This is a genomic window from Salmonella sp. SJTUF14076, assembly GCF_015534835.1.
Classification (GTDB): domain Bacteria; phylum Pseudomonadota; class Gammaproteobacteria; order Enterobacterales; family Enterobacteriaceae; genus Salmonella; species Salmonella enterica.
Map to the genome: position 1 here is coordinate 822578 of NZ_CP064674.1, position 22348 is coordinate 844925.

Consider the following 22348-nt stretch of genomic DNA (forward strand, 5'->3'; position numbering starts at 1 on the left):
GGGAAGGGGAAGTGTTGACTGGCGCGGTGGATTGAACGGCATACAGGCTTGTATCCTGGCGAACCGGCGTTAAAATCGCAGCTTTGTTAAAACCACAGCGAAGTCATTTAACGATGTCATCACAACCGAATCAAAGCCTGATAGATGGCATTCGCTGTCTGCAATATCTGGTTTCCAGCGACCGTGCTATCGGATGTCGCGAGCTTGCCCGGCTGATGGATATTAATACCACGCGCGTTAATCGCCTGTTAATGACGATGGCCTCTATTGGACTCACGATGCAGGATGAGCACCGACGCTATTTACCCGGGCCAGGCATTCATGCTTTGGCGGCGCAGGCGATTCGCGGTTCAGCGCTGTTCTCCCATGCGTTGCCTATCCTTGAACGCCATGCGCCCAAAGACATCGTGGTGGCATTAGGCGTGCTATGGGAAGACCAGATTATCTATATTTATCACTCTACGCCGGGGTCGCAGGGAAGTCAGGCGCTGGCGGGGTTTCGCATGTGCCCGGCCTGGCAGTCGGTACCAGGGGTGGCGTTACTGGCGGCAGAAAGCGATGAGGCGCTAATGCAGCGCTTTACTCCGGAGCAGTGGCGTAATCTGGCGCCGCATGTGGCGCAGCAGCGCCAGCGGGGATACGTGCTGTGGCATCACGCTGATGGTGAAGTTTCTATGGCGCAACCGCTAGGCAAGCACGCCGCAGCGCTGGCCTTTGCGGGAATGTGGCGGATTGATGAGGCGGAGGCGGCTGCGCGTTTACAGGCGTTGAAGGCATTAAACCAGCTTATTGCCCAGTAAGCCTGGCAACCGTGACCGCGTTATCCGCCTGCTGACAAAAACGGCTTTAATACCCCTGTTCAAAATAGCTTTCGAGGATAATCACGGCGGAGGCCGAGTCCACTTTGCCTTTGTTCAGTGCGCGATACCCACCTCGTTCAAACAGACCGGAGCGTGCTTCAACGGTGCTGAGTCGTTCATCGTGCAGCGTGACAGTTACCCCGAAACGCCCATGAATACGGTTGGCGAATTTACGTGCGCGCGCCGTCAGCGGCTGTTCAGTGCCATCCATATTGAGCGGTAGCCCGACAATAATTTCGTCCGGCTGCCACTCTTTCAGCAAACGTTCAATGAGCGTCCAGTCGGGCGTGCCGTCCTGTGCTTTGATTGCAGGAAGCGGACGGGCGGTGCCGGTAATGCGTTGTCCTATTGCAACGCCGATGCTTTTTGTGCCGAAGTCAAAGGCCAGTAAGGTGTCGCTCATCAGGCGTGCCCCGCAACGCCAGGCATGGTCAGAATATCAATGCCAATAAGTTTTGCCGCTTCGCGCCAGCGCTCGGCAATGGGCGTTTTGAACAAAATATTGAGATCGGCGGGCGCGGTAAGCCAGGCGTTATCAAGCAACTCTTGTTCAAGCTGGCCTTTATCCCAGGAGGCGTAGCCCAGCGCGACCAGCACATCGGAAGGCTGTTGTTGGGTACCTAACGTTTCCAGCACATCGCGGGAGGTGGTAATCACGGTATTGTCTGAGATACGAATGCTGGAGGCGAAACGTGACGGCGGAGTATGGAGAATAAATCCGCGATCTTCCGCCAACGGGCCGCCGAGCATCACGGCTTTATCAAGACGAATTGCCGAATCGCGCGGTTCCGGCGTAATTTTTAGTTTTTCCAGAATCCCTTCAATTTGCAGATTTTCCAAAGGCTTATTAATAATAATCCCCATAGCGCCGTCCTGGTTATGCTCGCAAATATACACTACGGAACGGCGGAAAATCGGGTCCTGGAGCGCAGGCATGGCAATAAGAAAGTGATGCTGTAAATTCATTGTCAGAGGTTCTGTTTCCTGGTTCAAAAAAACGACAGCGTTCAGTATGTGGGGAAAGCGGACGGTTGTCACTCATATAAGCCGTCTTTTGCCAAAGGACGGCGGCCTTATCGGGCAATAGACTGCCGGATGGCGATGCTGACGCGCCGCCTTATCCGACCGGGGCGGCGTGATTGCTCAGGCCCGGTAAGCGCACGCCACCGGGCAATAAACGTCTACTTCGCCAGACGCGCTTCGATGGCGTCCATCAACATCCCGGTGATAGAGATCGGGTATTCCGCTTCGATTTCACGCACGCAGGTTGGGCTGGTCACGTTAATTTCCGTTAAGCGGTCGCCGATAATATCCAGACCGACGAAAATAAGCCCTTTGGCTTTAAGCGTTGGTCCAACGCGGCGGGCGATTTCCCAGTCGCTTTCGCTCAACGGACGGGGTTCGCCGCGACCACCAGCCGCCAGGTTGCCGCGGGTCTCGCCGCCCTGCGGAATACGCGCCAGGCAGTAAGGCACCGGCTCGCCGTCGACGACCAGTACGCGCTTATCGCCATCTTTGATCGCGGGCAAATAGTTCTGCGCCATGCAGTAGCGGTTGCCCAGCTCGGTCAGCGTTTCGGCAATAACGCCTATGTTAGGATCGCCTTCCTTAACGCGGAAAATGGACGCGCCGCCCATACCGTCCAGCGGTTTCATAATGATATCGCCGTGCTTTTCCCAAAACGCTTTGAGCTGCGCTTTATTGCGCGTTACCAGCGTTTCCGGCGTCAGATCGGCAAACCAGGCGGTATACAGTTTTTCATTACAGTCGCGCAGGCTTTGCGGTTTGTTGACGATAAGCGTCCCTTCTTCTTCAGCGCGTTCCAGAATATAGGTCGCATAAATAAACTCGGTATCAAACGGCGGATCTTTACGCATCAAAATGACGTCCAGATCGGCGAGTTTAATCTCCTGCTCGCTGCCGAACTCGTACCATTTATCGTAATTTTGCTCCACGCTCAACGTTCGCGTGCGGGCGCGGGCTTCGCCGTTAATCAGATAAAGGTCGGCCATCTCCATATAATGAAGTTCATAACCACGACGTTGGGCTTCCAGCAGCATAGCGAAACTGGTGTCTTTCTTGATGTTGATGTGTGCGATGGGGTCCATCACGATGCCGAGCTTGATCATTATTTTCTCCGTTAACGCTTCATCCTAAGTCGCCAAAACGCACCTGTAGCGCGGTAATGGCGGTGAGCGCGGTTGTCTCAGTACGCAGAACGCGAGGTCCTAACAGAATATCAGTAAACTGATAGCGCGCGGTCATCGCGATTTCGTCCGCCGACAGCCCGCCTTCCGGGCCGATTAGCAGTCGGACGCGTTCAACCGGCAGCGGCAGAGTGTTAATGCTGGCATGGGCGCGCGGATGAAGATTGAGCTTCAGCCCGGAATCTTGCTCGGCGCACCAGGCTTCCAGCGCCATCGGCGGGCGAATTTCCGGCACCCGGTTACGCCCGCATTGTTCGCAGGCGGCGATGGCGATCTTTTGCCACTGCTGGCGCTTTTTGTTCAGACGTTCACTATCCAGTTTAACGCCGCAGCGCTCAGAGAACAGTGGCGTAATGAGGCTTACACCTAGTTCGATCGATTTCTGGATAGTAAATTCCATTTTTTCACCGCGCGACATCACCTGGCCCAGATGGATATGCAGCGGCGATTCACGATCGTCGATTTCGCCTTTCATCACTTGCACTTCAACGCTTTTCTTACTGGCGCTAATGATTTCAGCATCGAATACCTGATTACTGCCGTCAAACAGCTGTAACGCTTGTCCCGGTCCCATGCGCAGTACACGACCAATATGGTTGGCCGCATCTTCGCATAACGAAATCTGCGTACCGGACGTCAACAATTCAGGGTGATAAATGCGGGGAATACGCATAATAAAAAAATCCGCGTCATGGCCCCGGCGTTTGGCTATCCAGGGCATGGGTTAACAAGAATCCCGCTAGTGTAGGTTAGCTCTTTCGCGCCTGGCAAGCGCGTTGCACATAGGGATTATGATTACCCTGGACCTTCGCGATACGCGCATCGCGCTCGCATTCCCAGGCGGTAACGGGGTACTGCTTATCCCAGACGTTAAAAAGTTGCGTTTGTTGGCGGGAAAGTTTCAGTTGGTATTGGTCGCGCATATAAAAATAAGTGCGGGCGATTGCGCCACGGGCGCGGGCGGGCGGCTCGGCGAGCTTCGCTTTAAAATCCACTTTCATGGCGCACTGCCCGTACTGACCTTCGCCGCCGTTCCACTGGCTATACATAAAGTTGCCGCGATCGCCATTCACTTCGCCAATCGCGGGTTGCAGGTTATGCATATCGCTTTCCATTTTGCGGTAGACCGGGTCTTTAGCGCAGTTTTTTCGCCCGCCGTCCTGCCAGCACTGGCGCTGATGACCGAATTGCCAGGCGGGGACAACGTGCTCCCACTCAATGCGTCTGGCGCGATTCTCGTTTTTACGCACCTTATAGCCGCAGGACTCCAGGTCTACGACGCCTTTTTTACCCTGCCAGCGGATTTGGCACCCGCAGTAAAAGCTGCCGGGCGCGTCGGCATTGACTTTGACGCTCGCCGCTTTGGCCTGAGAAAAATTGTTAATGCCGTCGGCCAGGGCATGGCCTGAAAACGCTGCGGCCAGCAACGCAGCGGCAAAAGAAAAATTACGGTACATTGCACACTCCATAGCAAAACGAGCCCGCAACGTAACGAAAGTTGTGTCTGTATGCAATCAGTCCGCTCAGGAAAGTTCCCGGACGTTTCGGGAACTACCCGGCGACCAGTGGTTCGCCGCAGTGAACGCAACGATAAACCGCTTCGCCGCGTACTACCCGATTATGACGGCGGACGGTGAGTTGATGTTGCTGGCATTGGCAATGGTAGGGAAAGGTATTGCGCCGTACGGATTGCAGCGCAAATTGATGAGTACGTCTGGCCGGAACGCCCAGCACGCTTTCCATCATCCACTTCCATTCCTTGCCATGCGGAGCCTTGCGTCCGAAGTGCTTCCACACCAACAGATGCGCCAGTTCATGCGGCACGACCTCTGCTATAAAGGTGTCGATGTTTTCCAGCAGTAACACCGGGTTGAGGCGGATTTCGTAGCTCTCCAGCCAGGCGGTGCCAGCCGAGGTGCCGCGTTGCGTATACACCAGTTTCGGCTCCGGATAATGTCTATCGAGCTTGAGGTTCGCCTGGGCGAGATTTTCCCGCAGACGGCGCATCACGGCCTGCTGGATAGCGATAGGGAGACGAGGGGTTTTCATAGCGGCAGAGAATAGTGCGACGGAAGAGGGACTGCAAGAAAAACGCTTCCTCCTGTGGCAGGAGGAAGCGTGGAGGGATTAGTCGTGGGCGCCGATTTCGCGCAGTTTACGACCTTTCATCAGGTTACGTTCAATGTGTTCCAGCGAAACGTGTTTGGTTTCCGGCACCAGCCACAGGGTCAGCAGGATAAACAGTACGTTCAGGCCAGCGTAGACCCAGAAGGTGTTGGCGTTACCCAGATTGTTCAGCATGGTCAGGAACGTTGCGCCGACGATCATATTGGCGATCCAGTTGGTCGCGGTGGAGCAGGTGATGCCGAAATCACGGCCTTTCAGCGGTTGGATTTCGGAGCACAGTACCCAAATCAGCGGACCAGCGCTCATCGCAAATCCAATGATGAACATCAGCAGCATAGCGATAGCGAAGTATTGCGCAGACGGCGAATGGATGCCGATGTGCATCATCGTACCCAGAATCCCCATACCAATCGCCATGACCAGGAAGCCCAGCGTCAGGGTCGGCTTGCGGCCCCAGCGGTCAACCAGGCCGATAGCGATGAAGGTTGCCAGCACGTTAGTCAGACCAACAATAACGGTGCCCCACATCTGCTCCGTGGTATTCGTGTACCCCGCCAGTTCGAAGATTTTCGGCGCGTAATACATGATGACGTTCATCCCGGTAAATTGCTGCATTACCTGCAACAAAATGCCAAGAAACACGGCGCGGCGGAAGTTGCTGTTCTCTTTGAACAGCGCCCAACCGCTCTGTTTAACCTGCAAACTTTCGCGAATTTCATCGAGCTCACGTTTTGCTTCCGCACTGGTGTCACGCAGGCGCAACAGGACGCGTTCAGCATCATGGAAACGGCGTTTCGCCGCAAACCAGCGCGGGCTGTCCGGCAGGAAGAAGACGCCGATCAGCAGCAGAATGGCCGGGATGATGATCACGCCGAGCATCCAGCGCCATGCGCCGCTGTAGCTGAACGCGGTATCGGACAGATAAGCGCCCAGAATCCCGATGGTGATCATGAGTTGGTACATTGAGATCATACTGCCGCGAATTTTTTCCGGCGCGATCTCGGACAGGTACAACGGTGCAGTGTAGGAAGCGACGCCGACGGCCAGACCCAGCAGCACGCGAGAAATAATCAGGACTTCAACGTTAGGCGCCGCAGCGGAGAACAGCGAACCGGCGACGAACAGGATAGCGCCGATCATCAGGCTTTTTTTACGACCCAGCTTAAAGGAGAGCCAGCCGCTGCCGACAGCGCCGACGGCCGCGCCAAACATCATGGAGCTGACCACCCATTCCTGAGTGTGTGCGGTAATCTGAAACTCGTCGGTAATGAAGGGTAAAGCACCGGCGATAACGCCGATATCCAGGCCAAAAAGTAATCCTGCCAGGGCTGCAAGAAAGCAGACAAAAAATGTCATGGCCTTGTTGGAACGCCCTTGTTTTTTATTGTCAGGCATTATGCCCTCCGGTTGGGTTAGCAATTTTATCGATGTTAAGAGTAGGTGAGTACGCCGTAAAAAGATGTGAGGCTAATCACAATGGTGTAATCGTTTACACTACTATTTATCTCGGTGATTATTTAATTATCTGAAAAATAATAGTTTTAATAATCTTATAACCCTATCAATCGCCTGGTATTCAGACAAAACTGAAAAACTATGTAACATTTTCATCGCAGAGTTAGCATACCGACAGTGATGCGGTCAGTTCTCAATGAAAATGAATGTAACCGCTTTCATGATGGCTGAAACTGAATGATAAAAAGTGTAGTCGAAGAAACGAAAGGGGAGAGCGGATTGTGCTGCGCATCACAAAAAGGTCAGTATAAATACACGCTGGAACATCTGATAACGTTGCGTGTATCAGCAATGATAAAGGCCAGCAGGGCGCTGGCCTTTATAAGTACGGTATGGTTTACCTGACTGAAAAACAGCGTCAGGCGCGGGCGATTATTTCAGACCGGCAGCATCGCGCAGCAGTTGCGCTTTGTCGGTTTTTTCCCATGGGAAGTTTTCGCGACCGAAGTGGCCGTAAGCCGCAGTTTCTTTGTAGATCGGGTGCAGCAGATCCAGCATCTGAATCAAGCCGTACGGGCGCAGGTCGAAGAATTCGCGTACCAGCAGAATCAACTGTTCAGCAGGCACTTTTTCAGTACCGAACGTTTCCACCATGATGGACGTCGGCTCCGCTACGCCGATAGCGTAGGAGACCTGGATTTCACAGCGATCCGCCAGACCTGCCGCCACGATGTTTTTCGCGACATAACGCGCAGCGTAAGCTGCAGAACGGTCAACTTTAGACGGATCTTTACCGGAGAAGGCACCGCCGCCGTGACGCGCCATACCGCCGTAGGTATCAACGATGATCTTACGACCGGTCAGACCGCAATCGCCCATCGGGCCGCCGATAACAAAACGCCCGGTTGGGTTGATAAAAAACTTAGTGGACGTATTTAACCATTCAGACGGCAGAATGGGTTTGATGATCTCTTCCATCACCGCTTCTTGCAGCGATTTTTGGTCGATATCTTCTGCGTGCTGCGTAGAGAGAACCACGGCGTCGATACCGACGATTTTGCCGTCGTCATACTGGAAAGTGACCTGGCTTTTTGCATCCGGACGCAACCATGGCAGGGTGCCATTTTTACGCACTTCAGCCTGACGCTGTACCAGACGGTGCGCGTAGGTGATTGGCGCAGGCATCAGTACGTCGGTTTCATTTGTCGCGTAGCCAAACATCAGGCCCTGGTCGCCCGCGCCTTGTTCCAGCGGGTCTGCGCGGTCAACGCCCTGGTTGATATCCGGAGACTGTTTGCCAATTGCGCTCAGTACCGCGCAAGAGTTGGCGTCAAAGCCCATGTCGGAATGCACATAGCCAATTTCGCGCACCGTATTACGGGTAATCTCTTCGATATCGACCCAGGCGCTGGTGGTGATCTCACCGCCAACTAAAACCATGCCGGTTTTAACGTAGGTTTCACAGGCGACGCGTGCTTTCGGATCCTGTTGCAGGATTGCGTCCAACACGGCATCAGAGATTTGGTCTGCGATTTTGTCAGGATGCCCTTCTGATACGGACTCAGACGTAAAAAGGTGTTTTGCCATATTTAATTTCACCTAAGGAGAATTTAGTTAGCTCAAACTGTTGTGCGGAATAGTCATGACAGAAGATTCTACCATGAGTCTGAAGGTTACTGACACTGGCAGTCTGAGTGTTAATCAGTATGGATGGATTAACATCTGGACGGCTATTTTAGGTCACTTCTTCGCCCAATTTCCAGCTTTTTTTGAAGGCCGTCGCAATGTCGGTCAAAATCAGGCGGTAAACGTTTCTGATAATGCTGACATTATGCGCATTTATGCTTTGCTTTTTTTCTGCGTTCTGGGTATAAAACGCGACGCGCGGCTCATACAAAAGCACACGACGTTTTCTTCGTGTCGCCACTTCCAGCCGGGTTAAAACGTTGCTTTGGCTTGTGGGTTCGTCTTACGAGGCGGCCGTGGAGGTGATACGAGATAATGAACCGTTGTATTCTGCTGAATCTGTCGCATCGTTCTGGTGCGCGCATGTCCCCCGCAATCTGCATCTCTGCTTTGCATACCTGCCGATGTTATACCCATCTCGGCGCTTCTCAGGATTCCAGAGCCGGCAATGGCGCTGAAGACTGAACAAGGGCGCTCTTGTTAACGCAAGAGTTTTCTCGTGGTTTCGCCGAACCGTTATCTGTGAGTTCGGTTACGTGTTTACAATGATATGAAAAAGAAACCGGTCGCGCAGGCGGAGCATCAGCGCTATCTGCTGGAAAATCCGCTTGTCTATGGGTTGTTATCGCGTCTTCGGATTGCGATAGTAGTCAACTGTTTTACACTTGCTAATAAAAATTGAGGTTCGCTATGTCTGACGACATGTCTATGGGTTCGCCTTCGTCAGCAGGCGAACAGGGTGTACTACGCTCCATGCAGGAGGTTGCAATGAGCTCCCAGGAAGCCAGCAAGATGCTGCGCACTTACAATATTGCCTGGTGGGGCAATAACTACTACGACGTCAACGAGCTGGGCCATATTAGCGTATGCCCCGATCCCGACGTACCGGAAGCGCGTGTCGATCTTGCCAAACTGGTGAAAGCGCGCGAAGCGCAAGGCCAGCGTCTGCCGGCGCTGTTCTGCTTCCCGCAGATCCTGCAACACCGTTTGCGTTCAATTAACGCGGCGTTTAAGCGTGCGCGTGAATCTTACGGTTATAACGGCGACTACTTCCTCGTTTATCCGATTAAGGTCAATCAGCATCGCCGCGTGATCGAGTCCCTTATCCATTCCGGTGAACCGTTGGGGCTGGAAGCGGGGTCGAAAGCGGAATTGATGGCGGTGCTGGCGCATGCCGGCATGACCCGTAGCGTGATCGTCTGTAATGGTTATAAAGACCGTGAATACATTCGGCTGGCGTTGATTGGCGAGAAGATGGGCCATAAGGTTTATCTGGTCATCGAAAAGATGTCTGAAATCGCGATTGTGCTGGAAGAAGCTGAGCGCCTGAACGTGGTTCCTCGTCTGGGCGTACGTGCGCGTCTGGCCTCTCAGGGGTCCGGTAAGTGGCAATCCTCCGGCGGCGAAAAATCAAAATTCGGCCTGGCGGCGACCCAGGTGCTGCAACTGGTGGAGACCCTGCGTGACGCCGGGCGTCTGGACAGTCTGCAACTGTTGCACTTCCACCTGGGATCGCAGATGGCGAACATTCGCGATATCGCGACCGGCGTGCGCGAGTCCGCGCGTTTCTATGTTGAGCTGCATAAGCTGGGCGTTAATATCCAGTGCTTCGACGTGGGCGGCGGTCTGGGCGTGGATTATGAAGGTACCCGCTCGCAGTCCGACTGTTCGGTGAACTATGGCCTGAACGAATATGCCAATAACATCATCTGGGCGATTGGCGATGCCTGCGAAGAGCATGGTTTACCGCATCCGACGGTGATTACCGAGTCTGGCCGCGCCGTCACTGCGCACCATACGGTACTGGTCTCTAACATTATCGGCGTGGAGCGTAACGAATACACGGATCCGACTGCCCCTGCTGAAGATGCGCCGCGCGCGCTACAAAATCTGTGGGAAACCTGGCAGGAGATGCATAAACCTGGCACCCGCCGCTCGCTGCGTGAGTGGTTGCATGATAGCCAAATGGATCTGCACGATATTCATATCGGCTACTCTTCCGGCGCGTTTAGTTTGCAGGAGCGCGCCTGGGCGGAGCAACTTTATCTCAGCATGTGCCATGAAGTGCAGAAGCAACTGGACCCGCAAAACCGTGCGCATCGTCCGATTATCGACGAACTGCAAGAGCGGATGGCGGACAAAATGTACGTCAACTTCTCGCTGTTCCAGTCAATGCCGGACGCGTGGGGAATCGATCAGCTCTTCCCGGTGCTGCCGCTGGAAGGGTTAGATCAGGTACCGGAACGTCGCGCCGTGCTGCTGGATATTACCTGTGATTCCGATGGCGCTATCGACCACTATATCGATGGCGACGGTATCGCCACGACGATGCCGATGCCGGAATACGATCCAGAGAATCCGCCGATGCTCGGCTTCTTTATGGTCGGCGCCTATCAGGAGATCCTCGGTAACATGCACAACCTGTTTGGCGATACTGAAGCGGTTGACGTGTTTGTCTTCCCGGATGGTAGCGTCGAGGTTGAGCTGTCGGACGAAGGCGACACCGTTGCGGATATGCTGCAATATGTGCAACTGGACCCGAAAACGCTGTTAACGCATTTCCGCGACCAGGTAAAACAGACGGATCTGGACGATGCGTTGCAGCAGCAGTTCCTTGAGGAATTTGAAGCGGGACTGTACGGTTATACTTATCTTGAAGATGAGTAGCCGTTGATGCCCGGTGGCGCTGCGCTTACCGGGCCTATGAATGCAGGCTGGATAAGGTAAAGCCGCCACCCGGCAGAATGCTATACTCACTTGAACCCGTATGAATTAACGGCGATAATTCGCCGCAATAGCGATTTACAAATCAATCCCTTCCTCGTCGGGTTTAACGACGCGGAGGGGATTTTTTTTCATCTGTTTTAATGCAACGACTCTAAAAGAGGTCAGGACATGAGTACCTTAGGTCATCAGTACGATAACTCACTGGTTTCTAATGCGTTTGGTTTTTTACGTCTGCCAATGAACTTCCAGCCGTATGACAGCGATGCCGACTGGGTGATCACTGGCGTACCGTTTGATATGGCAACGTCCGGTCGCGCTGGCGGTCGTCATGGCCCGGCGGCGATCCGTCAGGTGTCGACCAACCTCGCCTGGGAACATCACCGTTTCCCGTGGAATTTTGACATGCGCGAGCGCCTGAACGTCGTGGACTGCGGCGATTTGGTGTATGCGTTTGGCGATGCCCGTGAAATGAGCGAAAAATTACAGGCTCACGCTGAAAAACTGCTGTCTGCAGGCAAGCGTATGCTCTCTTTCGGCGGCGACCACTTCGTCACGCTGCCGCTGCTGCGCGCCCACGCGAAACATTTTGGCAAAATGGCGCTGGTACATTTTGACGCGCATACCGATACCTACGCTAACGGCTGCGAATTCGATCACGGCACGATGTTCTACACCGCGCCGAAAGAAGGCCTGATCGATCCGCATCATTCGGTACAGATCGGTATTCGCACTGAGTTTGACAAAGACAATGGCTTTACCGTGCTGGATGCCTGCCAGGTCAACGATCGCGGCGTGGATGATATTCTCGCTCAGGTGAAACAGATCGTCGGCGATATGCCGGTCTATCTGACCTTTGATATCGACTGTCTGGACCCGGCGTTTGCGCCTGGCACCGGTACGCCGGTGATCGGCGGTTTGACCTCCGATCGCGCCATTAAACTGGTACGCGGTCTGAAAGATCTGAACATTGTCGGTATGGATGTAGTGGAAGTCGCGCCGGCTTACGATCAGTCGGAGATCACCGCTCTAGCGGCCGCGACGCTGGCATTAGAAATGCTCTATATCCAGGCGGCGAAGAAAGGCGAGTAAGTTGTTTTGCCGGATGGCGCTGCGCTTATCCGGCCTACAGCTGATTGATGCTTGTAGGCCGGATAAGGCGTTCACGCCGCCATCCGGCACTGTTCGGGGATTATTTGATCCCGTCCGCGCTCATACGATCGCGCACATGCTGTGCGCGTGCTGCGGACGCCGGGTGATCGTCGAACATCGAGCTTTGACGACCCGCTTCCAGTTTTGCCAGTTTCTCAAAGCTGGTGGCAAGTCCTGCCGGACTGATACCGCGTTTGCGCAACAGATCGTAAGAATAATCATCCGCTTCGGACTCCTGACGCTGGGAGAACTGCGAGTTCACCAGTTTTTCGCCAAGATCGCCAAGCTGTGATTGCGACAGGCTGCCGACAACGCCTCCTGCCGATGCCGCCGCGACGCGCACGGCGTTAGTGCCCAGCGCGACCTGCATCCCTTTCTTTACATGACCCAGCGCGACATGGCCCATTTCATGGCCGATCACGGCTTCAACTTCGTTGTCGGTCATCATATCCATCAGTCCGCTGTAGACGCGGATACAACCGTTCGCCATGGCAAACGCGTTGACGTCTTTCGTCTCGTAAACCTTATAGTTCACCGGCTGGCCGTTAATGTTATCCCCCAGCGCGGCGGCAATTTTTGCCAGTCGTTTAGCGTATTCGCTGCTCGCCGGCGCGATTTTCGCTTTGCTGTCGAGCTCTTGACAGGATTGATCGCTCAGCGCTTTTACCTGCGCATCGCTTAACGTATAGGCCTGAAAAGCTTCAGCGCCCGAAGAAAGCAGTCCATTAGAGTCCATATTCTGGCAACCGGTCAGCACCGTCGCCATGCCCAAAGCAAGCAGTAAAGCGCGAATTTTCATTTTAATCTTCCATACGAATCAATATTGTTTTGAAATGCGCCCGTTGCAGATGAATTAGCGCCTGGGTTAAGTATAAAGAAAAGCGTGGCAGGCAAGTTAGCTAATTGCGCAACATGCGAGCACGATCCGGAGATTTCTGAAGCGGTAAAAGGATGTTCCATGTACATGACGCGCGGCTTGGGGTAAATTGTTGGCAAATTTTCCGGCGTAGCCCAAAACGCGCTGTCGTCAAGTCGTTACGGGCATGGCCTTTCAACATCCGATCTGGAGTCAAAATGTCCTCACGTAAAGAGCTTGCCAATGCTATTCGTGCGCTGAGCATGGACGCAGTACAGAAAGCCAAATCCGGTCACCCGGGTGCCCCGATGGGTATGGCTGACATTGCCGAAGTCCTGTGGCGTGATTTCCTGAACCACAACCCGACCAACCCGTCCTGGGCCGACCGCGACCGCTTTGTGCTGTCCAATGGCCACGGCTCAATGCTGATTTACAGTCTGCTGCACCTCACCGGCTATGACCTGCCGATGTCCGAACTGCAGAATTTCCGTCAGCTACATTCAAAAACCCCGGGTCACCCGGAAGTAGGCTACACCGCTGGCGTTGAAACCACTACCGGCCCGCTGGGTCAGGGTATTGCCAACGCCGTCGGGATGGCGATTGCCGAGAAAACTCTGGCGGCGCAGTTTAACCGTCCTGGCCACGACATCGTTGACCACTTCACCTACGTCTTTATGGGCGACGGCTGCATGATGGAAGGCATTTCTCACGAAGTGTGCTCTCTGGCTGGTACTCTGAAACTGGGCAAACTGATCGCGTTCTATGATGACAACGGTATCTCTATCGATGGTCATGTTGAAGGCTGGTTCACCGATGACACCGCGAAACGTTTTGAAGCCTACGGCTGGCACGTTATCCGTGGCATTGACGGTCACGATGCCGACGCCATTAAACGCGCCACGGAAGAAGCTCGCGCCGTGACTGACAAACCGTCCCTGCTGATGTGCAAAACCATCATCGGTTTCGGTTCGCCGAACAAACAGGGTACCCACGATTCCCACGGCGCGCCGCTGGGCGACGCGGAAATCGCGCTGACCCGCGAACAGTTGGGCTGGAAATACGCGCCGTTCGAAATCCCGTCTGAAATCTACGCCCAGTGGGATGCGAAAGAAGCCGGCCAGGCGAAAGAGTCTGCATGGAATGAGAAATTCGCGGCTTATGAGAAAGCCTTCCCGCAGGAAGCTGCTGAATTCACTCGTCGTATGAAAGGCGACATGCCGGCTGACTTCGATGCGAAAGCGAATGAGTTCATCGCTAAACTGCAGGCGAATCCATCCAAAATCGCCAGCCGTAAAGCGTCCCAGAATGCCATCGAAGCCTTCGGTCCGCTGTTGCCGGAATTCCTCGGCGGCTCCGCTGACCTGGCACCGTCTAACCTGACCCTGTGGTCCGGTTCTAAGGCTATCAACGAAGACGCGGCGGGTAACTATATTCACTACGGTGTGCGCGAATTCGGTATGACCGCTATCGCCAACGGTATCGCCCTGCACGGCGGTTTCCTGCCGTACACCTCCACCTTCCTGATGTTCGTCGAATATGCCCGTAACGCAGTGCGTATGGCAGCGTTGATGAAACAACGTCAGGTGATGGTGTACACCCACGACTCCATCGGTCTGGGCGAAGATGGCCCGACGCACCAGCCGGTCGAGCAGGTGGCAAGCCTGCGCGTAACGCCGAACATGTCCACATGGCGTCCGTGCGACCAGGTGGAATCCGCGGTGGCGTGGAAATATGGCGTAGAGCGTCAGGATGGCCCAACCGCGCTGATCCTCTCCCGTCAGAACCTGGCGCAGCAGGAACGTACTGAAGAGCAACTGGCGAATATCGCCCGCGGTGGTTACGTACTGAAAGATTGTGCGGGCCAGCCGCAGATTATCTTCATTGCGACCGGTTCTGAGGTTGAGCTGGCGGTTGCCGCCTACGAAAAACTGACTGCCGAAGGCGTGAAGGCGCGTGTGGTTTCCATGCCGTCCACCGACGCGTTCGACAAGCAGGATGCGTCTTACCGTGAATCCGTGCTGCCGAAGGCGGTCTCTGCGCGTGTGGCGATTGAAGCGGGTATCGCTGACTACTGGTTCAAATACGTCGGCCTGAACGGCGCTATTGTCGGTATGACCACCTTCGGTGAGTCTGCTCCGGCAGAGCTGCTGTTTGAAGAGTTTGGCTTCACGGTGGACAACGTGATCGCCAAAGCGAAAGCGCTGCTGTAATCCTTAATACGGCATAAAACGGGTCGCTTCGGCGACCCGTTTTTATTCCCCCTTTGACAACCTGCCGTTTTCCAGCCGTACCACCCGTGAAAAATGACGCTGGGTAAACGCAGCGTCATGGCTAATCGCCACGACGCTGGTTCCCCGTGCCCGGCATGTCGCCAGCCAGTGTTCAAATACGGTTAGCCAGTGGGCGTCAAAATCCCGGCTGGGTTCATCCAGCAATAACACAGGCGGCGCCATCGCCTCCAGACTGGCGACCGCCACCATCCGGCGCTGCGCGGCGTGCAGATCAAGCGGGTGTGCCTCGGCGACGTCCGTTAGCTGGCATAACCTCAGCGCGGCCTGCGTGCGCCGTAAAATTTCCTCTGCCGATAAGCGTTGTAGTTTCAGCCCAAAAGCGACCTCTTGCGCGACATTGCTGTGGAAAATCTGGTTTTCCGCTTCCTGAAAGAGTACGCCGATAGCGGCGGCGCGTTGACGATTTTTAAGCTGCGCAATCGGCCCTCCATTAAGCGTTACCGAGCCGGAAGTGGGGGAAAGCAGGCCGGCCATAATCCGTAACAGTGTTGATTTTCCCGCGCCGTTATCGCCGGTCAACGCCAGCCATTCGCCGTCACGAAGTTCAAGCGAGATAGCGTGCAGACAGTCGGCTGCGGCATCCGGCCAGCGATAAGCGACCTGATTTAACGTCAACATAATGGGGTTAGCGCTCCGTCGCGCAATTGCCATACCCGCTGGCATCGCGTCAGAAAAGGAAAATGGTTACGCTCAAAAAGCACAATGAGAGAATGACGTTCCAGCGCCCACTGTTGTAGCCGTTCCAGCAGCATCCCGGTGGCCGCTGACGTCAGCCGACTGAAGGCTTCATCAAGAATTAACAGTCTGGGCTGCATGGCAAGCGCGCTGGCAATTACTACCCGCTGCGTTTCGCCGCCGGAGAGCGTGCCGGGATGGCGATGGCGTAACGACTGGCAGTTTGTCAGGGTCAGCGCCTCGTCAATGCGCCGTAGAATTTCCGCTTCATGGAGGCCGAGATTCTCCGGGCCAAACGCCACCTCTTCCTCTACGCTAAAGGTACAGCCGGAAAGCTGTAAATAAGGCGATTGCTGCACCAACTGGATGGTGGGCGACTGTTCTACCAGCGGGAGCTGCCCGATAGGGACGCCAAGCAGTAAGCCTGTGCCGTCAATATCACCGGGAAGATAATCCGGATACCAGCCAGCCATCAGTTGCGCCAGCGTACTTTTTCCGCTGCCGTTATCGCCGACTATCGCCACTATTCCGGGTGTTGAATAGTGGAAATCAAAACATGCCGGCGGGCGTGTCGCATCGGACGGAAGATAACGAAACTGCTCTAACGTAACCATATCCATACTCCCGCTTCCGCCAGTATTAGCAGTACCATGCCATACCGCGCAACCCGTTGTAACATGCTATCTTTCGGCGCCCACAGCGTGGTTCGGGCTCGATGCAGCCGAAACCCCCGCATATCCAACGCCGCGCCGCGTATTGTCAGATCGTTAAGCGCATTTTGCGTAAGCGGCACGATCAGCGCAGGCATAGCCCGTAGCCGCTGATACCAGCCTTCATCCAGCGGTACGCCGCGCGCGCGCTGGGCTTCATGAACGATCGTCAGTTGTCGTTTGAGCTGTTCGACGACCAGCAGCGGGCCAGCGAACAGGTAAGCGATGCCGGGCGGCAGACGTGAAGCGAACAGGGCGCGAATAAACCGCTGAACCGGCACATACTGCATCCATAGCTGCGACGTCGACACGATCGCCAGCAGACGTAGCCATAGCGTAACGGCATATACCCAGCGCTGCGGATCGCGAGGCTGCCCGCTTATCCATTCTGTTAGCCAACCGCCATGTACCAGCCATAGCCCAAACCCTAAAGACAGCATCAGCCAGGCGACATACTTCGCCCGCCGCCGCGTTGATTTCAGCGCCAGCAGACAGAGGAAGGCCGCCGCGCTATAAATCGGGAGCACGGTCTGCGCAGGGAGTAGCAGCGTGGTGCAGGCCGCCAGCGCCCATAAGGTTAACGAGGTAAACGGATGCATTTAGCGTACGGCTGACATCGCAGGAAAATGCCGTGTCGTACGTAACGGTAGCTGACGCAGCAGCACCCAAACGATGATCGCCGTCAGAATTTTATCGACCAGATTAGCGCCTATGACGGTAATCGCTACCGACTCCACCAGGTTTTGGCCCATTGAATGCATCCAGGCGACGAATAAATCAGCGCCGCTGCCGGTAACGCCGCCAAAAAGCGCGGTACGAAGCGGTACGGCGACCAGCGTCACCGCTAACGTAATGACGACCCCGCTGACGATCACCTTGGGCAGGGTACGAAACCAGCCTGCGCGCGCCAGCCACCCGGCGACCAGACCGATAACCATCGCTACCGGGGCAAACGCGGCAGCGATAGGATCGGTAAGCAGCCCCCACAGCAAGTTGGTCAGAAGCCCAGTCAACATGCCGATGAACGGCCCTAACAGTACCGCGCTAATTAAGGTGCCGATCGAGTCGAGAAAAATAGGCAGCTTCAACATGCTAATAAGCTGTCCGCCAATCATATTGATGGCAATAGCGATGACAATCAGCACCAGAGACTGGCTGGAAAACGGGCGACGCGCCATAAAGTACCTCTTAAAGAGTCGTCAATTAACGGGAAGAAATATGCAGTTCGTCATAACCGGAAATGGCGCACGGTTGACGGCTGAACGTCAGCGCTGGCAGCTCGCCGATAACCAGTTCCAGCGTGGTACGCACGGTACACCCTGGCATCATATGGCCGCCGAGCATGGCCCCGTAGGGATCTGATACCGCGAGATGCAGATGCTCGCCGGTCAATTCAAGTGTGCCGTTTAGCGAGATAACTTCAAACGTGCCGGTGAGCGATGTGGTCGCCTCTTGCCCGGCATAACGCAGCGCAACGTCGGTCAGACTGCCAGTACACCCTGCAATCCAGGCGGCATGTAATTGGTTCTGTTGCACAAAGGCGTGTAATTGGGAAAACACTTCCTGGCCGGGAAGCAGACGAAGCGCGTAAAAGCGCGCTGTAGAGGCGTTGTGGTGAGATACAGTCATCGTTACAGGACTCCGAGACTCGGACGTGGCGCTGATAATATAGACGCTGGCGGCAGCGCTTTCTGATATAAATCAGTATTTGTGACGCGACGATGAAAAGATCTGACGGATGTACTGGTGATTCTTAAATATGGAATAAATTGCAGCGTAAGCGGCCATGAAATGTGATGCAGGTCAGATAACTGTCTTCTTCGACTGGACAAACATTCCTTTTATTCCCCGTTTCGCTTATTCTAGCTGAAGCGTTTCAGTTAATTAAATGTTCGACAATTAACCAATCAGTCGCAGTTTGCGACAGGTGAGGTTTTACTCGACGATGAGCTGCATTACTCTGTCAGCCTCATCTGAATCGGGATAGCCTTGCAGGAGACCTATGACCGTACGCATAGCGATTAATGGCTTTGGTCGCATCGGACGTAACGTGGTTCGTGCTTTGTATGAATCCGGACGTCGGGCGGAAATTACCGTGGTGGCCATCAACGAGCTGGCGGATGCCGCAGGCATGGCGCATTTGTTGAAATACGATACCAGCCACGGGCGTTTTGCATGGGAGGTTCGCCACGAGCGCGAGCAGCTTTTTGTCGGCGACGATGTCATTCGTATTCTGCATGAACGAACGCTGGCGGATCTGCCGTGGCGCGAACTGGGCGTGGATGTCGTGTTGGATTGTACGGGCGTATATGGCAACCGGGAGCATGGCGAGGCGCATATTGCCGCTGGCGCGAAGAAAGTGCTCTTTTCTCATCCGGGCAGCAACGATCTTGACGCCACCGTCGTTTTTGGCGTGAACCAGAATCAACTGCGTGCGGAACATCGTATTGTCTCAAACGCATCCTGTACCACGAATTGCATAATTCCCGTCATTAAATTGTTGGATGATGCTTACGGCATCGAGTCTGGTACCGTCACGACGATCCACTCCGCGATGAACGATCAGCAGGTGATCGACGCGTATCACTCCGATCTGCGGCGCACGCGCGCGGCCAGCCAGTCGATTATCCCGGTAGATACAAAACTGGCGGCAGGCATTACGCGTATATTCCCGCAGTTTAACGACCGTTTTGAGGCGATTGCCGTGCGCGTTCCAACCATTAATGTGACGGCGATCGATTTAAGCGTGACGGTGAAAAAACCAGTAAAAGCCAGTGAAGTCAACCAGTTGCTGCAAAAAGCAGCACAAGGTGCATTTCATGGTATAGTTGACTATACGGAATCACCGTTGGTCTCGATAGATTTTAACCACGACCCGCACAGCGCCATTGTTGATGGCACGCAAACCCGGGTCAGTGGCGCCCACCTGATCAAGACGCTGGTCTGGTGCGATAATGAATGGGGCTTTGCTAACCGGATGCTCGACACCACGTTAGCGATGGCCGCAGTTGGTTTCAGGCTCGACGCGTCAGCGTCGACAAAACTTTAAGCATCATTGAGAGGATTCACCATGTCTGTAATTAAGATGACCGATCTGGATCTGGCCGGGAAACGCGTTTTTATCCGTGCGGATCTGAACGTACCTGTTAAAGAAGGGAAAGTGACCAGCGACGCGCGTATCCGCGCCTCTCTGCCGACCATCGAACTGGCTCTGAAACAGGGCGCGAAAGTGATGGTAACTTCCCACCTGGGTCGTCCTACCGAAGGCGAGTACAACGAAGAATTCTCTCTGCTGCCGGTTGTTAACTACCTGAAAGACAAACTGTCTAACCCGGTTCGCCTGGTCAAAGATTACCTGGACGGCGTTGACGTGGCCGAAGGTGAGCTGGTGGTTCTGGAAAACGTTCGCTTTAACAAAGGCGAAAAGAAAGACGACGAAGCGCTGTCTAAAAAATATGCCGCCCTGTGTGACGTATTCGTGATGGACGCCTTTGGTACTGCGCACCGCGCGCAGGCTTCTACCCACGGTATCGGCAAATTTGCTGACGTCGCGTGCGCAGGCCCGCTGCTGGCCGCTGAACTGGATGCGCTGGGTAAAGCGCTGAAAGAGCCGGCTCGTCCGATGGTGGCTATCGTTGGTGGTTCTAAAGTATCTACCAAACTGACTGTTCTGGATTCCCTGTCTAAAATCGCTGACCAGCTGATTGTCGGCGGCGGTATCGCCAACACCTTCGTTGCCGCTCAGGGCCACAGCGTCGGTAAATCCCTGTACGAAGCTGACCTGGTTGACGAAGCAAAACGTCTGCTGACCACTTGCGATATCCCGGTTCCGACCGATGTTCGCGTTGCCACCGAGTTCTCCGAAACCGCACCAGCGACTCTGAAATCCGTTAACGACGTGAAAGAAGACGAGCAGATCCTGGATATCGGCGATGCTTCCGCTCAGCAGCTGGCTGAAATCCTCAAGAATGCCAAAACCATTCTGTGGAACGGCCCGGTTGGCGTGTTTGAGTTCCCGAACTTCCGTAAAGGGACTGAAATCGTGGCGAATGCCATCGCTGATAGCGAAGCGTTTTCCATCGCTGGCGGCGGCGACACCCTGGCGGCAATCGACCTGTTCGGCATTGCTGACAAAATCTCCTACATTTCTACTGGCGGCGGCGCATTCCTCGAATTCGTGGAAGGTAAAGTTCTGCCAGCCGTAGCGATGCTCGAAGAGCGCGCTAAGAAGTAATCGTTACGGGCAGGGATTCCTGCCCGTTGATTTATCGCCGATCTGACATTCAGGGCGGCCCGTGTTTTTTCCCAAAGCCCGACGATACAGGACAACGAAACATGTCTAAAATTTTTGATTTCGTAAAACCAGGCGTGATCACTGGTGATGACGTACAGAAAGTGTTCCAGGTAGCAAAAGAAAACAATTTTGCTCTGCCGGCAGTTAACTGCGTGGGCACTGATTCCATCAACGCTGTTCTGGAAACCGCTGCAAAAGTTAAAGCGCCGGTCATCGTTCAGTTCTCCAACGGCGGCGCGTCCTTCATCGCGGGTAAAGGCGTGAAAACTGACGTACCTCAGGGCGCGGCAATCCTGGGCGCTATCTCTGGCGCGCATCACGTTCACCAGATGGCTGAACATTATGGCGTTCCGGTTATCCTGCACACTGACCACTGCGCCAAGAAACTGCTGCCGTGGATCGACGGTCTGCTGGACGCGGGTGAAAAACACTTCGCAGCGACCGGTAAACCGCTGTTCTCTTCTCACATGATCGACCTGTCTGAAGAGTCTCTGCACGAAAACATCGAAATCTGCTCCAAATACCTGGCGCGCATGTCCAAAATTGGCATGACTCTGGAAATCGAACTGGGTTGCACCGGTGGCGAAGAAGACGGCGTGGACAACAGCCACATGGACGCTTCTGCCCTGTACACCCAGCCGGAAGACGTTGATTACGCGTACACTGAGCTGAGCAAAATCAGCCCGCGTTTCACTATTGCCGCTTCCTTCGGTAACGTACACGGCGTTTACAAGCCGGGTAACGTGGTTCTGACCCCGACCATTCTGCGTGATTCTCAGGACTATGTTTCTAAGAAACACAACCTGCCGCACAACAGCCTGAACTTCGTTTTCCACGGCGGTTCCGGTTCTACTGCTCAGGAAATCAAAGACTCCGTAAGCTACGGCGTAGTGAAAATGAACATCGATACCGATACCCAATGGGCAACCTGGGAAGGTGTTCTGAACTACTACAAAGAAAACGAAGCGTATCTGCAAGGTCAGCTGGGCAACCCGAAAGGCGAAGATCAGCCGAACAAGAAATACTATGACCCGCGCGTATGGCTGCGTGCTGGCCAGACTTCGATGATCGCTCGTCTGGAAAAAGCATTTAAAGAACTGAACGCGATTGACGTTCTGTAATATAGTCTGCTGATTGAAATGGCTTCCCTCGGGAAGCCATTTTTTTATCGTTATTTCCGGAGAGCGGCGTTAGTTAGCGCTTTCATCCGGCCAACTCACAGTGTACCTGCCTTTTTTGGTTTTGGGATGATGCCGAAAAATGGCATATTCCTCTGTTTTTGTTTACCTTTAAAAAGTTCTTTTCGTGAGA

General features: G+C 54.4%; 24 protein-coding genes and 1 pseudogene. 11 read left to right on the forward strand and 14 right to left on the reverse strand.

From position 1 onward, the window contains the following. Positions 1-113: 113 nt before the first annotated feature. Positions 114-800 carry an IclR family transcriptional regulator domain-containing protein gene (locus HU143_RS04065; protein WP_023226761.1) on the forward strand — a complete coding sequence of 229 codons (687 nt, stop codon included), beginning with the start codon at positions 114-116 and terminating at the stop codon, positions 798-800. Between the two features lie 46 nt (positions 801-846). On the opposite strand, the gene ruvX is transcribed toward HU143_RS04065, so the two are convergent. The 8 genes from ruvX to metK form a co-directional block, all read right to left on the reverse strand. Then, positions 847-1263, reverse strand: a complete 417-nt coding sequence (gene ruvX, locus HU143_RS04070; RefSeq protein ID WP_001285491.1) for a Holliday junction resolvase RuvX — start codon at positions 1261-1263, stop codon at positions 847-849. Beyond that, on the reverse strand, positions 1263-1826 hold the full coding sequence (locus HU143_RS04075) for a YqgE/AlgH family protein (RefSeq protein ID WP_001053167.1): 564 nt from the start codon (positions 1824-1826) through the stop codon (positions 1263-1265). Before HU143_RS04075 ends, ruvX begins: the two co-directional genes overlap by 1 nt. Positions 1827-2041: 215 nt before the next feature. Next, positions 2042-2989 carry a glutathione synthase gene (gshB, locus tag HU143_RS04080; protein ID WP_000593248.1) on the reverse strand — a complete coding sequence of 316 codons (948 nt, stop codon included), beginning with the start codon at positions 2987-2989 and terminating at the stop codon, positions 2042-2044. A gap of 19 nt (positions 2990-3008) precedes the next feature. After that, positions 3009-3740, reverse strand: a complete 732-nt coding sequence (gene rsmE / locus HU143_RS04085; RefSeq protein WP_001222489.1) for a 16S rRNA (uracil(1498)-N(3))-methyltransferase — start codon at positions 3738-3740, stop codon at positions 3009-3011. Positions 3741-3816: 76 nt separating this feature from the next. After that, positions 3817-4524, reverse strand: a complete 708-nt coding sequence (endA, locus tag HU143_RS04090; RefSeq protein ID WP_001650639.1) for a deoxyribonuclease I — start codon at positions 4522-4524, stop codon at positions 3817-3819. Positions 4525-4618: 94 nt separating this feature from the next. Beyond that, positions 4619-5116, reverse strand: coding sequence for a SprT family zinc-dependent metalloprotease (locus HU143_RS04095; RefSeq protein WP_000856775.1), 498 nt, complete (start codon positions 5114-5116; stop codon positions 4619-4621). A gap of 78 nt (positions 5117-5194) precedes the next feature. Further along, positions 5195-6589: a galactose/proton symporter gene (galP, locus tag HU143_RS04100; protein ID WP_001113171.1), complete on the reverse strand. Its 1395-nt coding sequence runs from the start codon at positions 6587-6589 to the stop codon at positions 5195-5197. A 492-nt stretch (positions 6590-7081) separates the two neighbouring features. After that, positions 7082-8236, reverse strand: coding sequence for a methionine adenosyltransferase (metK, locus tag HU143_RS04105; RefSeq protein WP_001062140.1), 1155 nt, complete (start codon positions 8234-8236; stop codon positions 7082-7084). Positions 8237-8291: 55 nt separating this feature from the next. Here metK and HU143_RS04110 point away from each other — a divergent pair, with 55 nt between their 5' ends. The 6 genes and pseudogenes from HU143_RS04110 to HU143_RS24795 all read left to right on the forward strand — a co-directional run. Then, a complete protein-coding gene (locus HU143_RS04110) occupies positions 8292-8591 on the forward strand; it encodes a hypothetical protein (RefSeq protein ID WP_001543499.1) in 300 nt (99 codons plus the stop codon). 59 nt (positions 8592-8650) lie between these two features. After that, positions 8651-8800 (forward strand): hypothetical protein, encoded by a 150-nt coding sequence (locus HU143_RS24750; RefSeq protein WP_001751809.1) that lies wholly within the window; start codon positions 8651-8653, stop codon positions 8798-8800. A gap of 85 nt (positions 8801-8885) precedes the next feature. After that, entirely contained in the window at positions 8886-9017 is a 132-nt protein-coding gene (yqgB, locus tag HU143_RS04120; protein WP_000729109.1) for an acid stress response protein YqgB, read from the forward strand. An 8-nt stretch (positions 9018-9025) separates the two neighbouring features. Beyond that, positions 9026-11002, forward strand: a complete 1977-nt coding sequence (gene speA, locus HU143_RS04125; RefSeq protein WP_001278580.1) for a biosynthetic arginine decarboxylase — start codon at positions 9026-9028, stop codon at positions 11000-11002. Positions 11003-11230: 228 nt separating this feature from the next. After that, the gene (speB, locus tag HU143_RS04130) at positions 11231-12151 is read left to right on the forward strand and encodes an agmatinase (RefSeq protein WP_000105550.1); all 921 of its coding nucleotides are present in this window, start codon (positions 11231-11233) and stop codon (positions 12149-12151) included. A gap of 3 nt (positions 12152-12154) precedes the next feature. Continuing rightward, positions 12155-12239: pseudogene (locus tag HU143_RS24795) on the forward strand (hypothetical protein); the annotation flags it as partial. Between the two features lie 12 nt (positions 12240-12251). Here the strand turns inward: HU143_RS24795 and HU143_RS04135 are convergent. Beyond that, the gene (locus tag HU143_RS04135) at positions 12252-13010 is read right to left on the reverse strand and encodes a M48 family metallopeptidase (protein WP_000701824.1); all 759 of its coding nucleotides are present in this window, start codon (positions 13008-13010) and stop codon (positions 12252-12254) included. A 275-nt stretch (positions 13011-13285) separates the two neighbouring features. Between HU143_RS04135 and tkt the strand changes: the two genes are divergently transcribed. Continuing rightward, positions 13286-15277, forward strand: a complete 1992-nt coding sequence (tkt, locus tag HU143_RS04140) for a transketolase (protein WP_020839033.1) — start codon at positions 13286-13288, stop codon at positions 15275-15277. A 42-nt stretch (positions 15278-15319) separates the two neighbouring features. Here the strand turns inward: tkt and HU143_RS04145 are convergent, their stop codons facing one another. Genes HU143_RS04145 through HU143_RS04165 form a run of 5 tightly spaced genes read right to left on the reverse strand, consistent with a single transcriptional unit; the run spans position 15320 to position 18372 of the window. Next, on the reverse strand, positions 15320-15976 hold the full coding sequence (locus HU143_RS04145) for an ABC transporter ATP-binding protein (protein WP_023226762.1): 657 nt from the start codon (positions 15974-15976) through the stop codon (positions 15320-15322). Continuing rightward, positions 15970-16647 carry an ABC transporter ATP-binding protein gene (locus HU143_RS04150; protein WP_001524843.1) on the reverse strand — a complete coding sequence of 226 codons (678 nt, stop codon included), beginning with the start codon at positions 16645-16647 and terminating at the stop codon, positions 15970-15972. Before HU143_RS04150 ends, HU143_RS04145 begins: the two co-directional genes overlap by 7 nt. After that, entirely contained in the window at positions 16635-17342 is a 708-nt protein-coding gene (locus tag HU143_RS04155) for an energy-coupling factor transporter transmembrane component T (RefSeq protein WP_023193720.1), read from the reverse strand. The genes HU143_RS04150 and HU143_RS04155 overlap by 13 nt, the downstream gene beginning before the upstream one ends. Next, positions 17343-17921: an ECF transporter S component gene (locus HU143_RS04160; protein WP_000124001.1), complete on the reverse strand. Its 579-nt coding sequence runs from the start codon at positions 17919-17921 to the stop codon at positions 17343-17345. Positions 17922-17946: 25 nt separating this feature from the next. Next, positions 17947-18372 (reverse strand): PPC domain-containing DNA-binding protein, encoded by a 426-nt coding sequence (locus HU143_RS04165; protein ID WP_000218564.1) that lies wholly within the window; start codon positions 18370-18372, stop codon positions 17947-17949. A gap of 373 nt (positions 18373-18745) precedes the next feature. On the opposite strand from HU143_RS04165, the gene epd reads away from it, so the two are divergent. From epd to fbaA, 3 genes are all read left to right on the forward strand, one after another. Then, positions 18746-19792, forward strand: coding sequence for an erythrose-4-phosphate dehydrogenase (gene epd, locus HU143_RS04170; protein ID WP_000218338.1), 1047 nt, complete (start codon positions 18746-18748; stop codon positions 19790-19792). Between the two features lie 21 nt (positions 19793-19813). Further along, a complete protein-coding gene (gene pgk / locus HU143_RS04175; RefSeq protein ID WP_000111274.1) occupies positions 19814-20977 on the forward strand; it encodes a phosphoglycerate kinase in 1164 nt (387 codons plus the stop codon). 101 nt (positions 20978-21078) lie between these two features. Then, complete coding sequence (fbaA, locus tag HU143_RS04180; RefSeq protein ID WP_000034386.1) at positions 21079-22158, forward strand: class II fructose-bisphosphate aldolase; 1080 nt, start codon at positions 21079-21081, stop codon at positions 22156-22158. Positions 22159-22348 lie beyond the last annotated feature (190 nt).